The 17339-nt window shown below is 65.3% G+C and carries 19 protein-coding genes, 1 tRNA gene and 1 pseudogene; 11 read left to right on the forward strand and 10 right to left on the reverse strand.

Going from position 1 to position 17339, the window contains the following annotated elements; all coding sequences use genetic code 11:
• The first annotated feature begins 228 nt into the window (after positions 1 to 228).
• The 8 genes and pseudogenes from BRW65_RS00410 to BRW65_RS00445 all read left to right on the forward strand — a co-directional run.
• Positions 229 to 1020, forward strand: a complete 792-nt coding sequence (locus BRW65_RS00410; protein WP_073869990.1) for an SDR family oxidoreductase — start codon at positions 229 to 231, stop codon at positions 1018 to 1020.
• 24 nt (positions 1021 to 1044) lie between these two features.
• Complete coding sequence (locus BRW65_RS00415) at positions 1045 to 2118, forward strand: NAD(P)H-dependent amine dehydrogenase family protein (protein ID WP_073869992.1); 1074 nt, start codon at positions 1045 to 1047, stop codon at positions 2116 to 2118.
• Between the two features lie 93 nt (positions 2119 to 2211).
• Positions 2212 to 2337 (forward strand): hypothetical protein, encoded by a 126-nt coding sequence (locus BRW65_RS32600; protein WP_279627609.1) that lies wholly within the window; start codon positions 2212 to 2214, stop codon positions 2335 to 2337.
• Positions 2338 to 2642: 305 nt separating this feature from the next.
• On the forward strand, positions 2643 to 3884 hold the full coding sequence (locus BRW65_RS00425; RefSeq protein ID WP_139272797.1) for an Nramp family divalent metal transporter: 1242 nt from the start codon (positions 2643 to 2645) through the stop codon (positions 3882 to 3884).
• Positions 3885 to 4940 (forward strand): poly-gamma-glutamate hydrolase family protein, encoded by a 1056-nt coding sequence (locus tag BRW65_RS00430; RefSeq protein ID WP_073869999.1) that lies wholly within the window; start codon positions 3885 to 3887, stop codon positions 4938 to 4940. It abuts the gene before it with no gap.
• 21 nt (positions 4941 to 4961) lie between these two features.
• Positions 4962 to 5786, forward strand: coding sequence for an LLM class F420-dependent oxidoreductase (locus BRW65_RS00435; protein WP_084187618.1), 825 nt, complete (start codon positions 4962 to 4964; stop codon positions 5784 to 5786).
• 40 nt (positions 5787 to 5826) lie between these two features.
• Positions 5827 to 5902 (forward strand) — tRNA-Arg (locus BRW65_RS00440).
• A 110-nt stretch (positions 5903 to 6012) separates the two neighbouring features.
• Positions 6013 to 6324 (forward strand): annotated as a pseudogene (locus BRW65_RS00445) (helix-turn-helix domain-containing protein); the annotation flags it as partial.
• A 135-nt stretch (positions 6325 to 6459) separates the two neighbouring features.
• On the opposite strand, the gene BRW65_RS00450 reads toward BRW65_RS00445, so the two are convergent.
• The gene (locus BRW65_RS00450; RefSeq protein WP_073870001.1) at positions 6460 to 7020 is read right to left on the reverse strand and encodes a hypothetical protein; all 561 of its coding nucleotides are present in this window, start codon (positions 7018 to 7020) and stop codon (positions 6460 to 6462) included.
• Between the two features lie 313 nt (positions 7021 to 7333).
• The gene (locus tag BRW65_RS00460) at positions 7334 to 7651 is read right to left on the reverse strand and encodes a hypothetical protein (RefSeq protein WP_073870005.1); all 318 of its coding nucleotides are present in this window, start codon (positions 7649 to 7651) and stop codon (positions 7334 to 7336) included.
• Between the two features lie 117 nt (positions 7652 to 7768).
• Here BRW65_RS00460 and BRW65_RS00465 point away from each other — a divergent pair, with 117 nt between their 5' ends.
• Positions 7769 to 8113, forward strand: a complete 345-nt coding sequence (locus BRW65_RS00465; protein ID WP_073870007.1) for a metal-sensitive transcriptional regulator — start codon at positions 7769 to 7771, stop codon at positions 8111 to 8113.
• Positions 8114 to 8269: 156 nt separating this feature from the next.
• Here the strand turns inward: BRW65_RS00465 and BRW65_RS00470 are convergent, their stop codons facing one another.
• From BRW65_RS00470 to BRW65_RS00485, 4 genes are read right to left on the reverse strand one after another with little or no spacing between them, the layout of a single operon-like run.
• Complete coding sequence (locus BRW65_RS00470) at positions 8270 to 9142, reverse strand: NAD(P)-dependent oxidoreductase (protein WP_073870009.1); 873 nt, start codon at positions 9140 to 9142, stop codon at positions 8270 to 8272.
• A gap of 46 nt (positions 9143 to 9188) precedes the next feature.
• Entirely contained in the window at positions 9189 to 10364 is a 1176-nt protein-coding gene (locus BRW65_RS00475; protein WP_073870011.1) for a thiolase family protein, read from the reverse strand.
• Complete coding sequence (locus tag BRW65_RS31965) at positions 10364 to 10780, reverse strand: Zn-ribbon domain-containing OB-fold protein (RefSeq protein WP_073870013.1); 417 nt, start codon at positions 10778 to 10780, stop codon at positions 10364 to 10366. Before BRW65_RS31965 ends, BRW65_RS00475 begins: the two co-directional genes overlap by 1 nt.
• 31 nt (positions 10781 to 10811) lie before the next feature.
• A complete protein-coding gene (locus BRW65_RS00485) occupies positions 10812 to 11609 on the reverse strand; it encodes an SDR family NAD(P)-dependent oxidoreductase (RefSeq protein WP_073870878.1) in 798 nt (265 codons plus the stop codon).
• A 233-nt stretch (positions 11610 to 11842) separates the two neighbouring features.
• Here BRW65_RS00485 and BRW65_RS00490 point away from each other — a divergent pair, with 233 nt between their 5' ends.
• Positions 11843 to 12442 (forward strand): TetR/AcrR family transcriptional regulator, encoded by a 600-nt coding sequence (locus BRW65_RS00490; protein ID WP_073870015.1) that lies wholly within the window; start codon positions 11843 to 11845, stop codon positions 12440 to 12442.
• Between the two features lie 23 nt (positions 12443 to 12465).
• Here the strand turns inward: BRW65_RS00490 and BRW65_RS00495 are convergent, their stop codons facing one another.
• Genes BRW65_RS00495 through BRW65_RS00505 form a run of 3 tightly spaced genes read right to left on the reverse strand, consistent with a single transcriptional unit; the run spans position 12466 to position 15244 of the window.
• Positions 12466 to 13746: a DUF427 domain-containing protein gene (locus tag BRW65_RS00495; protein WP_073870017.1), complete on the reverse strand. Its 1281-nt coding sequence runs from the start codon at positions 13744 to 13746 to the stop codon at positions 12466 to 12468.
• 22 nt (positions 13747 to 13768) lie between these two features.
• The gene (locus tag BRW65_RS00500) at positions 13769 to 14581 is read right to left on the reverse strand and encodes an SDR family oxidoreductase (protein WP_244167935.1); all 813 of its coding nucleotides are present in this window, start codon (positions 14579 to 14581) and stop codon (positions 13769 to 13771) included.
• A gap of 51 nt (positions 14582 to 14632) precedes the next feature.
• On the reverse strand, positions 14633 to 15244 hold the full coding sequence (locus tag BRW65_RS00505) for a TetR/AcrR family transcriptional regulator (RefSeq protein ID WP_073870019.1): 612 nt from the start codon (positions 15242 to 15244) through the stop codon (positions 14633 to 14635).
• A 152-nt stretch (positions 15245 to 15396) separates the two neighbouring features.
• On the opposite strand from BRW65_RS00505, the gene BRW65_RS00510 reads away from it, so the two are divergent.
• The gene (locus tag BRW65_RS00510) at positions 15397 to 16206 is read left to right on the forward strand and encodes an SDR family NAD(P)-dependent oxidoreductase (RefSeq protein WP_084187619.1); all 810 of its coding nucleotides are present in this window, start codon (positions 15397 to 15399) and stop codon (positions 16204 to 16206) included.
• Between the two features lie 5 nt (positions 16207 to 16211).
• On the opposite strand, the gene BRW65_RS00515 is transcribed toward BRW65_RS00510, so the two are convergent.
• Positions 16212 to 17339 carry an acyl-CoA dehydrogenase family protein gene (locus tag BRW65_RS00515; protein WP_244167936.1) on the reverse strand — a complete coding sequence of 376 codons (1128 nt, stop codon included), beginning with the start codon at positions 17337 to 17339 and terminating at the stop codon, positions 16212 to 16214.

Here is a 17339-nt window from a genome sequence, read left to right on the forward strand (position 1 = left end):
GCTAGCGCCGGGTCAATGTTCTCGCAGTGGACGCGAGATGCGCCGGGCCATCTCATGCGGCATTCAAACAATTTCGAGCACCGCGGTTCTCAAGGGCCGCAAGCGGGGGCGGGTCCATTGCATCGGCCCACCCATATGCAAAAGTAGAACCTGTTTCAGAAATGCGACATCCGACACGGCGCGGCTTGCTACCGTGTCGGCTGACAACTTGGGCGAAGAGAGGCCGCGATGATCCTTGACAGATTTCGTCTCGACGACAAAGTCGCCGTCATCACCGGTGCCGGCCGCGGCCTCGGGGCGGCCATGGCGCTGGCTTTCGCCGAGGCGGGCGCCGATGTGCTGATCGCCTCGCGCACGGAATCGCAACTAGAAGCCGTCGCCGAACAGGTCCGCGCCGCCGGTCGGCGGGCGCACATCGTCGCCGCCGACCTGGCCCACCCGGAGGCGACCGCCCAGCTGGCCGGCCAGGCCGTCGAGGCCTTCGGGAAACTAGACATCGTCGTCAACAACGTCGGCGGCACCATGCCCAACACGCTGCTGACCACCTCGACCAAGGACCTCAAGGACGCGTTCACCTTCAACGTCGCCACCGCCCACGCGCTCACCATCGCGGCGGTGCCGCTGATGCTGGAGCACTCCGGCGGCGGCAGCATCATCAACATCACCTCGACCATGGGTCGGCTGGCCGGACGGGGTTTCGCCGCCTACGCGACCGCCAAGGCCGCGCTGGCGCACTACACCCGGTCGGCCGCCCTGGACCTGTGCCCGCGCATCCGGGTCAACGCGATCGCGCCGGGATCAATCCTGACCTCCGCGCTGGACGTCGTCGCGTCCAACGACGAGCTGCGCGCCCCGATGGAAAAGGCCACCCCCCTGCGGCGCCTCGGCGACCCCGTCGACATTGCCGCCGCCGCGGTGTATTTGGCGTCCCCAGCGGGCAGTTTCCTGACCGGCAAGACGCTGGAGGTCGACGGCGGCCTCACCTATCCCAACCTCGACATCCCCGTCCCGGATCTGTGACCGACTGCCGTTAAGGAGCCCATCATGCCCATCCCCGTCGTCCAGTTGGGCACCGGCAACGTCGGCGTCCATGCGCTGCGAGCGCTCATCACCAACCCGGAGTTCGAGCTCAGAGGCGTCTGGGTGTCATCGGACGCCAAGGCCGGCAGGGACGCGGCATCACTTGCCGGACTTCCCGATTCGACCGGGGTGCTGGCGAGCACGGATCTGGACGCCGTGCTGGCCACCGCACCGCAGTGCGCGGTCTACAACGCGCTCGCCGACAACCGGTTACCCGAGGCGCTGGAGGACTACCGGCGCGTCCTGGCGGCCGGAATCAACATCGTCGGCAGCGGCCCGGTCTTCTTGCAATACCCCTGGGAGGTCATCCCCGAGGAGCTCATCAAGCCGATCGAAGACGCTGCGCGCGAGGGTAATTCGAGCGTCTACGTGAACGGGATCGATCCCGGCTTCGCCAACGACCTACTGCCGCTGGCGCTGGCCGGCACCTGTCAGAACATCCAGCAGATCCGCTGCATGGAGATCGTCGACTACGCCACCTATGACAGCGCCGCCGTCATGTTCGACGTGATGGGTTTCGGGAAGCCGCTCGACGAGATCCCGATGCTGCTGCAGCCCGGCGTTCTGAGCCTGGCATGGGGATCGGTGGTGCGCCAGCTGGCGGCCGGCCTGGGCATCTCGCTCCACGCGGTCGCGCAAGAGTACGTGCGCGTTCCGGCGCCCGAGGACTTCGACATCGCCTCGGGGCATATCCCGAAAGGCAGCGCCGCGGCGCTTCGCTTCGAGGTGTTCGGCCTGGTCAACGGCGACCCCGTCGTGGTCCTCGAACACGTCACCCGGTTGCGCGAGGACCTGTGCCCCGAGTGGCCACAGCCCGCCCAGCCCGGCGGGTCCTACCGCATCGAGATCACCGGCGAACCGTCCTACGCCATGGACATCTGCCTGAGCAGCCGCAAGGGCGACCACAACCACGCCGGGCTGGTCGCCACCGCGATGCGGCTGGTCAACGCGATCCCCGCGGTGGTGGCAGCCGAGCCGGGAATCGTGACGACCCTCGACCTGCCGCTGATCACCGGCAAGGGGCTCTACGGTCTGTGACCGCGTTGGAGTACGCGTGACGGTGGGCCTGGCACGTCTGATGTTTCGGCAAACCGCTACGCGGATCCTCTCTCGGGCGTACGCTTTTCGGCTATGACTAGGGGGAAAAGGGTGTTCTTTGCATTGCTGCTCGCGTTCGCCGTCTCAACGACCTCGGTGAGCTGCATACCGATCAACATCCCCAGCTGCCCCGCGGGCGGCGGCCCGGTCGGCTGCTGAACGCCGCTGCTGATCGCCGGCGGCGCGACTTCCCACGCCCGTTTGGCAGCGTCCCACGGCTGCTTGGGTCGCACACCAAGCAACGTGCCTGCTCGAGACGAGTGCCTCCTGCCCACCCTTGTGATACGCCCATGTTGCTGCGCGACCATCCGGGCTAAATGAGCGGTCTGCGCGTTCGCGTCGGCGGGGACCGCAGCGGCACCGTCGCGTCGTCGGCGGTATAGAGATAGGTGAGCGAATTCCGGGTGGCCTTTCGGTGTGTCCCGAGTGTTCGGCTAACCTCACTTTCTTATTCGGCCGTATGAATCGAGGGCGACACGTTGACGCAGAGCAGCCAGGCCACGCTCAAGAGCAGTTGGTATCTGCTCGGGCCTGCCTTCGTCGCCGCCATCGCCTATGTCGATCCGGGCAACGTCGCCGCGAACGTCAGCTCCGGCGCGCAGTTCGGGTACCTGCTGCTGTGGGTCATCGTGGTGGCCAACGCGCTGGCTGGCCTGGTGCAGTATCTGTCGGCGAAGCTCGGCCTGGTGACCGGACGCTCGTTGCCCGCGGCCATCGGCAAGCGGATGAGCCGCCCGGTCCGGCTGGTCTACTGGGCCCAGGCCGAGCTGGTGGCGATCGCGACGGATATGGCCGAGATCGTCGGCGGCGCAATCGCCCTGCGGATCCTATTCGACTTGCCGCTGCTGCTCGGCGGGGTCATCACCGGGGTGGTGTCCCTGCTGCTGCTGGCCATCCAGGACCGGCGCGGGCAGATCATCTTCGAGCGCGTCATCACTGGACTGCTGCTGGTCATCGCCATCGGGTTCGCGGCCAGCTTCTTCGTGAAGACCCCGCCGCCCGACGCCGTGCTCGGCGGTCTGGTGCCGCGGTTCCGGGGCACCGAAAGCGTGCTGCTCGCGGCCGCCATCCTGGGCGCCACCGTGATGCCGCACGCCGTGTACATGCATTCCGGGCTGGTGCTCGACCGACACGGGCATCCCGCCGAGGGCTCGCATCGACGCCTGCTGCTGCGGGTGACCCGGTTGGACGTCGTGCTGGCGATGGCCGTCGCCGGAACGGTGAACGCCGCGATGCTCCTGGTCGCGGCGATCAACCTGCAGCACAGCGACATCAGCGCGTCCATCGAGGGCGCGTATTCCGCGATTCACAACACCCTGGGCCCCACCATCGCGGTGCTTTTCGCCGTCGGGTTGCTGGCGTCCGGGCTGGCCTCGTCGTCGGTGGGCGCCTACGCCGGCGCGATGATCATGCAGGGCCTGCTGCACCGCAGAACTCCGATGCTGGTGCGCCGCTTGATCACCGTGTGCCCCGCGCTGGCGATCCTCGCGTTCGGCTTCGACCCCACGCGCGCCTTGGTGCTGTCCCAGGTCGTGCTGTCGTTCGGGATACCGTTTGCCGTCCTTCCCCTGGTGAAGCTCACCAGCGACCGCGAGCTGATGGGCGACGACACCAATCGTCGCGTCACGACCGTTCTTGGCTGGGCCGTCGGCGTAATGATTAGTCTGCTTAACGTGGTGCTCATCTGGCTGACGGTGACCGGCTAAATGCCGGCCCGCCGGCACGCCTACTTCGCATATGGCTCAAACCTGTGCGTCAGGCAAATGGCGCTGCGGTGTCCCGACGCCGCCGATCCGCGGCCGGCGGTCTTGTGCGATCACGACTGGCTGATCAACCAGCGCGGCGTGGCCACGGTCGAACCGTCCGTCGGCAATCAGGTGCACGGCGTGATCTGGCAGATCTCCGAGGGCGACCTGGCAACCCTCGACAGCGCCGAGGGCGTGCCGGTGCGCTACCGGCGCGACCGGCTGACCGTGCACTCCAACGACGGGCCGTCGCCAGCCTGGGTTTACATCGACCATCGCGTGACGCCCGGTGCGCCCAGGCCGGGCTACCTGCCCAAGATCATCGACGGCGCCGTGCACCACGGCTTGCCGCAACGCTGGATCGACTTCCTGCAGCGCTGGGACCCCTCGCGCTGGCCGCGCCGGGCGACCGCGTCCGGGCCTGCACCGCAATCGCTTTCAGCGTTGCTGAGCGAGCCCGGGATCAGCGAGGCCAGCCAATTGCGTTCGCGCTTCGGCTTTCTCGCCATCCACGGTGGTGGACTGGAAGAGATGACCGACGTGATCGCCCAGCGCGCCGCCGACGCTTCCGACGCGTCGGTGTACGTGCTGCGTCATCCCGACCGCTACCCCCACCACCTGCCGTCGGCGTTGTTCGATCCGGCCGAGTCACCCCGGCTCGCCGAATTCCTCGACCACGTCGACGTTGCGGTGTCGCTGCACGGCTACGGCCGCATCGGGCGCAGCGCCCAACTGCTGGCCGGCGGCCGCAACCGCGCGTTGGCCGCGCACCTGGCCCGCCACATTCAGCTGACCGGCTACCAGGTGATCACCGACCTCGAGGACATCCCGCCGGAGTTACGCGGGCTGCATCCGGGCAACCCGGTGAACCGGGTGCGCGGCGGCGGGACCCAGCTGGAGCTGTCGCCTCGCGTTCGCGGCATCAGCCCGCGCAGTCCGCTGCCCGGTGACGACGGCTTGTCGCCGGTCACCAGCGCCCTGGTGCACAGCCTGGCGGAAGCGGCTCGTAGGTGGTAATTGTCCTCATCTGTCGAAGGAGTGTTGGTGGCCAAGGATTTTCGCTTCGGAGTAAGCATGCGCTTCATCAAGTCGCGCGAGGCATTCGTGGAGAAGGTGAAGCGCGCCGAAGACGTTGGATTCGACATCCTTTGTGTGCCGGATCATTTGGGCGCGGCATCCCCGATGGCCGCGCTGACCGCGGCCGCCATAGTCACGACGAAGCTCAAGCTCAGCATGTATGTGCTGAACGCCGCATTCTACAAGCCGGCCCTGCTCAGCCGGGACCTCGGCGACCTTGACAAGCTGAGCGATGGGCGTCTCGAGATCGGGCTTGGAACCGGTTACGTGAGAGAGGAATTCGAGGCGGCCGAGCTGCCCTACCCCAGCGCCGGCGCCCGGGTCGACTACCTCGAGCACATGACGACCTACCTCGAGGAGCATCACCCTAAGACGCCGATCCTCATCGCCGGCAACGGCGACCGGGTGCTGACCATCGCCGCCCTGCACGCCCACATCATCGGGCTGACCGGTTCGCGGGTGAAAGAGGCTGACGACCCGCTGAGCGAACGCATCGAGTTCGTCCGCCGCGCTGCCGGGGACCGATTCGACTCGCTGGAGTTGAACCTGGCGATCACCGCTCTGCCGGCCGAAGGTGAGACCATGCCCGACCTAAGGATGACCCGGCAATATGCCCCGGAGCTGTCCGACGAGGAGTTGCTGGAGCAGACCTCGGTGCTGAGCGGAACGCCGCGGGAGATGGCCGACAGGCTGAACTTCTACCGCGAGAAGTACGGGGTCACGTCCGTCACCGTGCAGGACAACCACATGAAGAACTTCGCGAAGGTCATCGCGGAACTGCGCTGACCCGTCGCACCAACAGTCTCCCGGTAAGCTCAGGCCGTCCGCCCTCGTAGCTCAGGGGATAGAGCACGGCTCTCCTAAAGCCGGTGTCGCAGGTTCGAATCCTGCCGGGGGCACCATTTGGGTGTATGACGTCGGTTGATGCTGGACATTTCACCTTCGGGTGATGCCTGACAGTGTTTCGGTTGATGCTTGACAGTTGCTTCGGCTGATCCTTGACACTCCCTGGATGAGGGAGTTGAGCGTGGCCGAGCAGCGGTATCAGGCCGTGTTGGCAGTGATCAGCGACGGTCTGTCGATTTCGCAGGTCGCCGAGAAGTTTGGGGTGTCGCGTCAGACGCTGCACTCCTGGTTAGCCCGCTATGAAGCTGCGGGCTTGGAGGGGTTGATGGACCGGTCGCATCGGCCGATGAGTTGTCCGCACCAGATATCGGCGCCGGTGGAAGCGATGCTGCTGGAGTTGCGGCGATCACGGCCGTAATGGGGGCCGCGTCGGTTGGTGTTGAGCTGGGCAAGCGAGGTGTGAAGCCGCTGCCGCCGCCGTCGGGGATCTTCGGCGTGAGCAGAAGCGATGGTCGCGTGAAGACCAAGCGAAGTCGAGGTTGCTACAAGCAATTCGGGCTCACCCGCATGTGCCATCAGCCTTGGAGCGGACAATTCGCAGAGTCTTTGAACCTCAGTGGTGCCCCATCATTCCCGGCCCCATCATCCCGCCCATCATGCCTCGCATCATTGCCGGCATCCCATCGCGCACAAAGCCTGTGACCTCCTGGGCGTGTGCGCGGATCGCTTGCGTTAGGGCCGGATCATCGGCGGTTTCTTCGGCTATCACCCCGGTGGGAGTAAATGTCAGCTGGCGGCGATAGCCATTTGCGTGTCCAAACAGCGTGGGCAGGCTGCCGCTCATGCACGTGACCTCCGCACCGTGTTCGAGATGTGAGTACATGCTCGACACATGCGCTTGCAGCTGCGCAACGAGGTCAGGCGAATTCGATTGCGTAGCGGTACGTATCCCACCAGGGATCTCTTCAACAGTGCGGGTTATTTCGTTGTGCCGGTTGAACATCTCCATGTAGACGTTCATGTCCGCAGGGCTGGCACCCACCATGCCGTCGCCGTCGGTCAAGCGGATGCCCAGGACGGCTGAGCCAAGAGTTCCGCGCAGCGCATGGCCCGTCGCCATTACCGCACTAGCACCGAGCACAGCGAGGGCTGCCCGTCGCGTGAATCTAGCCATACGATGATGACCCTTCGGTCGTCATGCGTCCGCGGTGAAGTGCTTGGTGCTCAAGGCCGTTCGTGCAACTACATCAATCGGCGATGCCATTGATCGTTGTCCGCCTCGGGTTGAGCCGAGCCTTCCGTAAGCACACCCTTGATCTGGATAGGACTCGTGCCCCTCAGCGCCAGTGGGCTGTTTCGTTGGCGGGTAAGGAACTGGCCCGCAAGAACGACGGCGGTCGCGACCGTACCCCAAAGCACTACCATCACTGCAATCTGCTGGGCACATCCAGCCCAGCCCCAACCTATTCCGTGAAGCCACGTCATGGTCACTTTGCCATCCCACTCGGCATCATCGCGCCGGGTTTCATGTGCTCTTCCGGTTTCATCATCTGGTCGCCCGGTTTCATCTGGCTACAGCAGTCCATCGATGATCCGTGGCCCATGCCCATATGCCCCATCCCCGAGCGTTCGCTCCAACTCAGGAAAAACCCCGAGAAGAAGATCGCAGCGACGATGAACAGGCCACCAGCGGTGATTCCTACCCAAGCCAACGCCTGTATGAGGCGACTGCGCGAAGGACCGGAAGCGATGGGTTGGGATGCGCCGCCCTCATCGGTTGGTTCAGCGTCGGTCTGAGTCGTCATGGTAGAGATCTCCCGTCGTGGTTGGATCCGAACACGGTCATGCTACCCCACCCTGGGTGGGGTGGGCTACACTGACGATAAGACGGACACCAGGAGCTGCGAGAGGAGGGGCAAGCGATGGCGGAAGAAGAGCTGACAACGAAGAAGCGCGCGGCACTGAACCGGCTAAAGACTGTGCGGGGTCATATCGACGGGATTATTCGGATGCTCGAATGCGACGCATACTGCGTGGATGTGATGAAGCAGATTTCCGCCGTGCAATCGGCGCTGGAGCGTACGAACAGGGTGATGCTGCATAACCACCTAGAGACGTGTTTCTCTGAGGCCGTTCTGGATGGGCGGGCAGCAATCGCCATCGAAGAACTTGTCGATGCGCTCAAATTCAGTCCGGCATTAACCGGGCCGGACGCCGGTTTGAACGATCCCAGAGCCGACGAGGCTGTGACAACTGGCGCGCCGTAGCGGTCAACACATGTTCGGCCCGCGCGTACCCACTGTGCGCGACAGGCCCCGGTACGTCGATAGTTTTCCCACCAAAGTGCCGCTCGCCCCTCATGGACCATCCGAATGCCTTGCCCCACTGTGACGATGTATGCAGCGGAGCGGCGCGGTTCTTGATCACTGAGATTCGGTCACAGTGGCGCGCGGCACACCGAGCCCTTCGGCAAGATTTTGCAGCGCGATCTGCGCCAGCGGCAGATCCACTCCCACTTCCCCGCCGAGCCCCAACGCCAGGCTGAGGTCCTTTTCTCCCAAGTCGCGGGTGTGCAGGAAGGGCTGGTAAAGGAAGTGGTCTGAGGCCAGCGGCTTGCTCATGTCGTCGCGGAACATCATTGCGCCGGTGCCACCGCTGTGCGCGTCGGTGTGGCGCACGACCCGGCTGAACGCTTGCACGTCAAGACCTGCCGACTCGGCGAGCTTCATCGCTTCGCAGGCCGCCGCAAATGACGTGAAAGTCAGCATGTTGCGCGCCAGCTTCATCCGGGTCCCCGCGCCGGGTTCTCCAGCGTGGACCACCATGGATGCCCACTGCTTGAACGCCGGCTTGACGCGCTCGTAGACCTCGCGTTCGGCACCCACCATGACGGCCAGATCACCCGTCTTCACCGCTTCCACGCCGCCGCTGACCGGTGCATCGATGACGTGAATGCCCGTCGGCTCCAGTTCCGCGGCCAGTTCGACTGCGGTTCGGTGGTCGATCGTCGAGTGGATCGCGATAACGGCGCCACGCCTGGCACGCGGGGCGAGCCGCGCCACCACATCGCGCACTTGCTCGTCGTTCAGCACCATGACACTAATGATGTCGGCGGCCGCCACGTCAGCCACGGTGTCGGCGACCTGCACTCCGGCATCGACGAATGGCGTTGTCGCATCGGGCCTTACGTCGAAGACGATCAACCCGCCCGGCCAGCCGATCAACCTCTTGGCCATGGGCGCACCCAGATTGCCCAACCCGATGAAGCCCAACGTCGGCGCCTGATCGTCGGCCATGGATATCCTCCTCAGAGTCGCATGATCATTGTGCACGACGGCATTCTTACGCCCGCCGCAGCAGCATCGCGGTGGTGCCACTGTTGGCCGCTCCGACGCCTACCGCGGCCAGCCTCGCGCCGTCGACCTGTCGCGCGCCGGCCTCGCCACGGACCTGCAGGCATGCCTCATGGAGATGCCCGAAGCCGTGCAGGCGGCCCCCGGACAGCTGTCCTCCCGCAGTGTTGATCGGCAATTGTCCGCCCAGAGAGATGTGCGCCGGGTCCGCGACCCACGCGCCGGATTCGCCGACCGGGCAGAAACCGAAGTCCTCCAGCCAGCAGAGCACAAAGACGCTGAACCCGTCGTACAACGCGGCCACGTCAACATCGGCGACGGTGAAATCGGTGCGCCCCCAGATCGTGGACCAGCGTGAGCTGATGCGGGTGATATCGTCTCCCCCCTCCCAGGTGAACCGGTCGTGGTGCGCGCAGTCGAGGGCCTCGACGACCACCCCCGCATGGTCGAGGCCGCCGGCGTGCTCGGCACGCGAGATGACGAACGCGGTCGCCCCGTCGCAGGCGATGTCACAGTCGAACATGCACAACGGGTCGGAAACCATGCGCGCGCTCAGATAGGCGTCCAGGTCGAGTGGGTCGCGATAGATCGCCGAGGGATTGCGTGCTGCGTGCGCCCGCTGCGCGATCGCTATCGACGCGAGCTGCTCCCGAGTCAGGTCGTACCGCAGCATTCGCGCATTAATCTGCAGCGCCGCCAAGTTGGCCGCCGTCGCACCAAATGGCATCTGCCAGCCCAACATTCCGGCGGGGCGGCCGCCGCCAGACCCGTAGCCCTTGCGCCGGCCGGCGCCCTGAGCGGTGCCCTCCCAGATGCTGCGCCAGCACAGGACGTGGTCGGCGAGCCCGCCTGCGACAGCGAGCATTGCGTCCACCACGGCGCCCAGCTGCCCCGGGGATTCCACTCCCCCGGCGACCCAGTTCGGGTTGATTCCCAGCGCGTCGTGGATGTCCCGCAGCGACGCCCCGGAGAACCCGACGCCGGGTTGCGACGACCCGGGATAGGTTGTGAGTCCGTCGATGTCAGCCAACGACAAGCCGGCGTCGGCAACCGCGGCGAGACACGCTTCGGCGGTGAGCTCCAGTGGGTCCCGCCCCAGCCGGCGACCGATTGCCGACTGGCCGATGCCGCTGATGATGGCCCGATCGGTCACCGTGGTGTTCATCAGCGCTCCGGCTCGAACAATGGGATGAACACCTCGTCGTCGCCATCGATGCATCGATCGAACGTGACCCTTACTGGCATATTTGCGGTGACTTCGTCGGGATGGACATTCACCAGGTTGGTCAGCAGGCGCGCCCGCTTGTCCTCGACCGGGTTGACGAATGCGATCAAGTAGGGCGGCGCGAACCCGGGGAACCATTGATGGCGGTTCACCGTCCAGGATTCGACGAACCCGCGGCCGCTGAGATCGACATACTCGGTGGTCTCGTGGTCAACAGGGCACAGCAACGCAGGCGGGTGACACAGCCGCCGACAGCGGGTGCAGCGTTGCATGCGCAGCACGCCGTCGGCACCAGAGGTCCAGAAGGGTCGATTCAGAGCGGTCAGCGCCGGAACCGGCCGGTGAAGGTCTGGCATGTGAGTCGCTCGTATCGGATGAAATCGACGGCTATCCAAACACTCCCGGCGATTGCGAGTAGTCCACCGTCGACAATTCGGTCATGCCACCATCGACGTGCAGCACCGTCCCGGTCACGAACGCCGCGTCATCCCCAGCCAAAAAGGCCACCGCGGGCGCGATCTCCACGGGGCTGGCACCGCGCTTCATGGGCGAAGCCGCCGCGGTCCGCGTGTAGTTGTCCCACTCGGTTCCGATCAGCTTTTCCTGGGCCTCCGTAAGGGCGAACGGGCACACCGCATTGACTCGGATGCGGTGACGAGCCCACTCGTTGGCGGCGACCTTGGTCAGCGCCGCCACCGCGCCCTTGGCCGCCGAGTAGGGAGCGGTGTAGGCGATACCGGCGAGGGCGGAGCCCGACACGAAGTTGATCACCGACGCCCGCCCCGACTCACGGAGGAACGGAAAGCAAAGTTGCATGAACCGGAACGTCGCCTTGGGCCCGGTGGCCTCCGAGAGTTCCCAATCCTTGTCGGTGACCAGTTCGAGCGCCTTCGGCATCGCGAAGAACTGCGCCGCGTTCACCAAGATGTCGATGCGGCCACCCCCGGTTTCGGCCACCTCGTGCACGGCGGCTTGAATCGCATCGCGGTGGGCCACATTCGCCCTGATGAAAGAGGCCCGCCCGGAGTTGCCACGAATGCGCTCGACGCGCTCAAGACCCTTCTCCTCGTTCAGGTCAACGATTGTGACGCGGGCGCCCAGGCCTGCCAACTCCTCGGCAATGGCTCCTCCCAGCCCCTGAGCTCCGCCGGTAACCAGCGCGTATCTGTCCTCGAGACGAGACAAGGCCACTCCTTGCTGCGATGTAACAATGGAACATCATACGTTCAATTATTCAATGATCGCAGATCGCCGCAAAGCTCCCTACGGCACCCGCCCAGAGTCCCCCGCCGGCAGCGAAGATGCGCATAGTGCACCGGACACAGCCGTCCTCGCCCCGCTGCGGATACCGGCTGCGACCCCGCAGGTCGCGTAGCATGAGGGGCTGAGATGGCTGCCCTTGAGCTCGTAGGAGTGAGATGTTGACTGATCCGGTCACCAGCGAAGCGGAGGTCGACCGCCGTGACCAGATTCTCGACGCGGCGAACGAGTGCTTCACACAGCTGGGCATCCAGCGCACCAGTGTGCAGGACGTGGCGCGAATGGCCAAGGTCTCCCGGGGCACTATCTACCGGTACTTCGTCGATCGTGACGTCCTGATCGAGGCGGCCATCGAGTATGGCGCCCAACGCTTCTACCGCGAGGTCGCCGCGGCGATGGCGAAGAAATCAACGCTGGCCGAACAACTCGGCGCGATGGCCGAAACCCATGCGAAGATCCTGCTGGACCACCGGACTCGCAACCGGCTGATGGCCGACGATGCGGAGTTGATGCGCCATATGGTCGCCGATGGCGACGCCGCCGTCCGCCGCACCACCAAGTTTTTGGAACCTTATGTCCGCGATGCCCAGAAGCGCGGCGAGGTCGGCGCCGGAGTGGACGTCACGGCCGGCAGCGAATGGCTGGCCCGCATCATCTATTCCTTCTCGACTGTCAATCAGGGTCTGACCTTCGATATGACCAAGCCGGCCACTGTCCGCCGCTACGTCGAGAAGTTCGCGATCAACGGCCTGCGCTGACGCGGTCGAGCTCAGCATGTCCGTCACATAGCCGTGCGGCTATCGCGGCCCATCGCCGCGGGCTCGGTCGCGAACTCGCGCACCATCGCCTGGATGGTGTACGACGCGGCGAGCCGTCCATCGCGGGCGAAGACCCGGCCATCGCCCTGCACAAGCCCGCGTCCCGACCAGAAGGCGTGGTTGGTGTACAGCAGCCAGTCCGCGACGTCGACGTCGTCGTGAAAAGCGATAGTCGCCTTCATGATCCCGGTCGACAAGGTGGCATGCGCGCGCGCCTCGCCCAACCCCGGATGCGGCAACATGCCGGCGGCGATCGTCCAATGCGTCGTCGACTGGGCAAGCAATGCGGCGTTCAGATGGGGGCTCGGTGGGGCATCGCGAAAACGCACCCAGGCGTTGATAATCGGCGGGCCCACCCGATCGGGATCCGGGTCATAGGCACCGTCGACCACCCGAATCTCGCGGCCGGTCATCCCAAAGCCGTGGAACGGCACCGCCGAATCGGGTCCCGGAACGTCCGGCATGGGCTCTACGGCCCGCATGACGTCGCCGGCTCCCGAGTCCGCGAGCACCAAGCCTGCGCTGCGCAGCACCCCGCTCTGGCTGATGCGTATTTCGGCCGACGAAAACGACCTGCCGCGCCGTAGCACGTCGACGGAGAGATCTACGGGCGCGTCGAACGAGGCCGCTTTGGCGAAGATCATCGATGCCGACGTAACCCGTTGCCCTGGAAGTGCTTTCGAAGCGGCCACGATGGCCTCGCCGAGCAGCTGGCCGCCCTCGACGACGTTGCGATGAGTTGGCCCATGAGCTGGCCCGACGAACCGGTTATCGGTCACCTGCTGGACGTCGATGATCCTGGACAGCTCGGCGGCGTCTCCCCACAGCGGGAACGTTACCGGAACTGCCGAGCCGTCTGGCCAGTCTTCGACGACTACCACACGCACCGCGTCGTCGTAGAAACAGACGTGTCCCGCGATCGCCGCGACCTCCGGCAACGGGTTGGGGTAGGCCCACATGACGTTTTCGACGGCGGAGTCCGATTCGCTGAGGCTCCAATAACTTGCCCGGCCCTTGAAAGGGCAGACGGTGCTGTGATCCGACGGGCGGAACAGCTCCCACCGCACATCTGACTCCGGAAAGTACAAGCGGTCCTCGTGGTCGGTCTCGGTCACCACAAGGCACCGGTCGCTCTGGGCAACAAGCACGTCGCCGGACCACACCTGGCCTCGGTGAGGACAGAGGGTCGCATCAATGCGGTAGTCGGGGTGATCGGGCCAGGCCGACTCCACTTGCGCCGTCATCGCTGCCCTCTCGTCGCCGGCCTCATGCCGTCACCGCACGACGCGGCGATGACGGTGGACGAATCACGAGCTGCTCGAGCCCTACGGCGGGAAAGTCCAACGCGCTCGCGAATGTTCCTGCCAGCATGTCGGCGACGTCGTCGGGCGACATCAATGTCTCCTGCAAGAGGCCGCGCGCGACCCAATCCTGCACGACCACGCCGAGCAGTTCGGGGTCGAACGACGCGGTGAACTCCGTCGGAACGGTGCCGCCTACGGTGACACAGCAGTAACGAAAGCGCGGATGCTCTGTGCGCCAGGCATTGAGGCTTTCCGACAGCGCGGCCTTGCTGGAGGAATAGGCGCCCAGCGCGGTTCGGGGCTGTCCGACCGTTTCGGAGGACAGGGCACTGATGATCGCGGCGGGCGAGAGCACCGGCAGACAGGACCTGATGACGTGATGCACACCGACGACGTTGGTCTGCATCACGTCCATCCAATCGTCGGTAGAGGTGTCAGCGAACATTCTCAACGGCGCGTATCCCACCGAAATGAACAGCAGGTCGATTTCGCCAAAGCGCTGGCGGGCCATCTCGGCGAGCCGGGCGCAATCGTCAGGATTACGCACGTCCACGCCGATGGCCGCGCCGGAACCGGCTTCGGCAACGACCTCTTCGAGACGGTCTCGCCGGCGCGCCACGATGAGCAGGTCAGCGCCCTCCTTGCCGGCGCGGATGGCGAATGCCCGCCCGATTCCAGCCGATGCGCCCACCACGACTACCCGCTTGCCGGCTAACGTCCGTTCGCCCATGTGCTGACCACCGATCGAGAACCCATGCGTAAACCCGTCCGACATTGGAGAACAATAGTACATCTATTGTTCAGTTGAGCGGCCTATGCAGATCCTTCAGCGAAGCCCGTTGATGGCGAAAGCTTCCACATAGCGCCGGACAGTATCCGGCTTTGACATGTCGAACGTCTGGGCCTCGTTAACGGTGGAGAATGACCAGATGATGCGGGCCAGCCATTCGCTGGCCGCAGTGACGTCGACGCCGGTGCCCACCTCGCCGCGCTCGCGCGCGGCGCGCACATAGGGTTCCAGGAAATTGGTGGTTCGCCGGACCGCCGTGTCACCGTCGGAGATCATGTGGCGCATCAGCTCGGCGTCGTCGGCCCTCAAACGGTTCCGTGTCCGATGGTCGAGAAGGATTTTGGCGTGGGTTTGCGCCATCGCGCCGACCTGCTCCGCCAGCGTGCTTTTCTTCGCCATCGCCGAAGCGACCTCGCGATAGAACCGCTGCGCGCCGAATTCGATCGCGGCATCGATGAGCACGTTGCGGTCTTCGAAGTACCGGTACACCGTGCCCCGTGACACGTTGGCTTTTCTCGCGACGTCCTGCACACTCGTGCGCTCAATGCCGAGCTGAGTGAAGCATTCGTTCGCCGCCTCGAGAATCTGGTCCCTGCGAACGAATTCCCCCTCCGATTCAAGTTCGGCCGGGGCAGGTTTCGTCGACATGTCGCTCTATGCTACGCGACACATTCGGGCGCTGTGTTCCGTCCGCGGGCCGATCAGTCGCTAAACTGCGGCCACAAAGTGGTCATTGCGACACTTGGCGTACTGCTGTCTAGTATGGCTGTCGTCGGCATGACGCCAGAAACGAGGGCAGCGTGGAGCTTGGTGTGGCGGGGCGCAACTTCGTGGTCGTCGGCGGGACGACCGGTATCGGGTTCGCCGCCGCCCAGCAGCTCGCCGTCAACGGTGCCAACGTGGCGCTGCTGGCTCGCGACGGAGAGCGCGCCCGAGCGCGTGCCGAGCAATTGACCGCAGACTACGGGGTTGGTGCAGTCGGGATCGCCGTCGACGCGGCGGCCACGGGTGACGGGGTGGATCGCGCTGTCGACCGCGCGGCCGCGAGCCTGGGACCGCTGCGCGGCCTGGCCGTCACCGCGGGACCGATGAAGCAGCAAGGGCCGTTCCTCGAACACGGCGACGAGTCGTGGGACTGGTATTACCAGTTGATTCTGATGGGAACCGTGCGCTCCTGCCGCGCCGTCATCCCGCACCTGCAACGCAATGGCGGCGGAACCATCGTGACGACGGCCGCGTATTCCGTTCGTGCGCCGAAGGTCCTGATTCCGCCCTACAACGCTTTGAAGGCAGCCGTGTTGACGTTGTCAAAGATCCTGGCGAAAACGCACGGTCGGGACGGCATCAGGGTGAACACCGTGTGCCCGGGATTGTTCGACACCGAGGTGAATGACTTCATCCGCGCCCGGCGGGCAGCAGAGTACGGGGTGGCGCTCGACGACGCGATCTACACGCACCTGGCAAGCAACCCGGACTGGAATATGCGTGTCGCCCTCGGCCGCGGCGGGCGTCCCGAAGAAGCGGGCGAGCTGATCGCCTTTCTGCTCGGCGACAGGGCAGCTTTCATGACGGGCGCGGCTGTCAACATCGACGGGGGCACGGACTTCTAACCCTCTCAGAGCCCGATTTCGTCGGCGAGAAGTCCCCGATGATAGGGGGCGTCGCCCAGCAGGCGCCCCGACGATTGAGCCCGCTTGAAATAAAGATGGGCGGGATGCTCCCAGGTGAATCCGATGCCGCCGTGAATCTGGATATTGGCGGCAGCGGCGCGCGCATACGCCTCGGAACAACACGCCTTGGCCAACGACGCCACCGCCGGCAATTCCGGCGCGCGTTGGGCGGCGGCGCGCACCGCGTAATAGGCTGCCCCGCGCGCACATTCGATGTCCAGGAAGAGGTCGGCGCACTTGTGGCGGATGGCCTGGAATGAGCCGATGGGCTTGCCGAACTGTCTGCGGGCCTTCGCGTAGGCGACGGACATCTCGAGGCAGCGTTGCGCGCCGCCGACCTGTTCGGCGGCCAGCGCGGCACAGCCGAGTGCGAGCGTCGACCGCAACACCGCCTCCGCGCCGCCTTCACGACCGACGAGCGACGCCGGCGTAGCGCTGAATTCGATGCGGGCCTGTTTTCGGGTCTGGTCCAGGGTGGACAGCGCGCGCCGAGCGACGCTCTCGAAGCGGTCGATGGCGAACAGCGACAATCCGGAGTCAGTCTGGGCGGCTACCAACAGCACGTCGGCGCTGCAGCCGTCGAGGACATAGGCTTTGGCTCCGTCCACCACCCACCCGTCGGCCGTTTCTCGCGCCCGCGCTTGGATCGCGCCGGCCTCCCAGTGGCCCGACTCCTCGGTGACCGCGAGGCTGGCGATTGTCGCTCCGGACGCGATGCCCGGCAGGTATCGCCGCTGGGCCGCGTCGTCGCCGGAACCGAGGAGCGCGCTCGACGCCAGTACCGCCGACGCGAAGTACGGAGAGGGAACCAGGGCCCGCCCCAGCTCCTCGGCGACGATACCGAGTTCGACGAAGGTGAAGCCTTGTCCGCCGAATTCTTCCGGGATCGCGAGCCCCACCAGGCGCAGCTCGTCGGACATCTGCGCCCACAACAGCGGGTCGTAGCCCAGCGGTGATTCCATGTGGCGGCGCACCTGCGCCTCGTCGGCCTTGCTCTCGAAGAAGCTGCGCACGACGCGGCGCAACTCGTTCTGCTCGTCCGTGAAGCCGAATCCCATTGCATTGCTCGACAT

It is taken from the genome of Mycobacterium paraffinicum (assembly GCF_001907675.1).
In the GTDB taxonomy this organism is placed as follows: Bacteria; Actinomycetota; Actinomycetes; order Mycobacteriales; family Mycobacteriaceae; genus Mycobacterium; species Mycobacterium paraffinicum_A.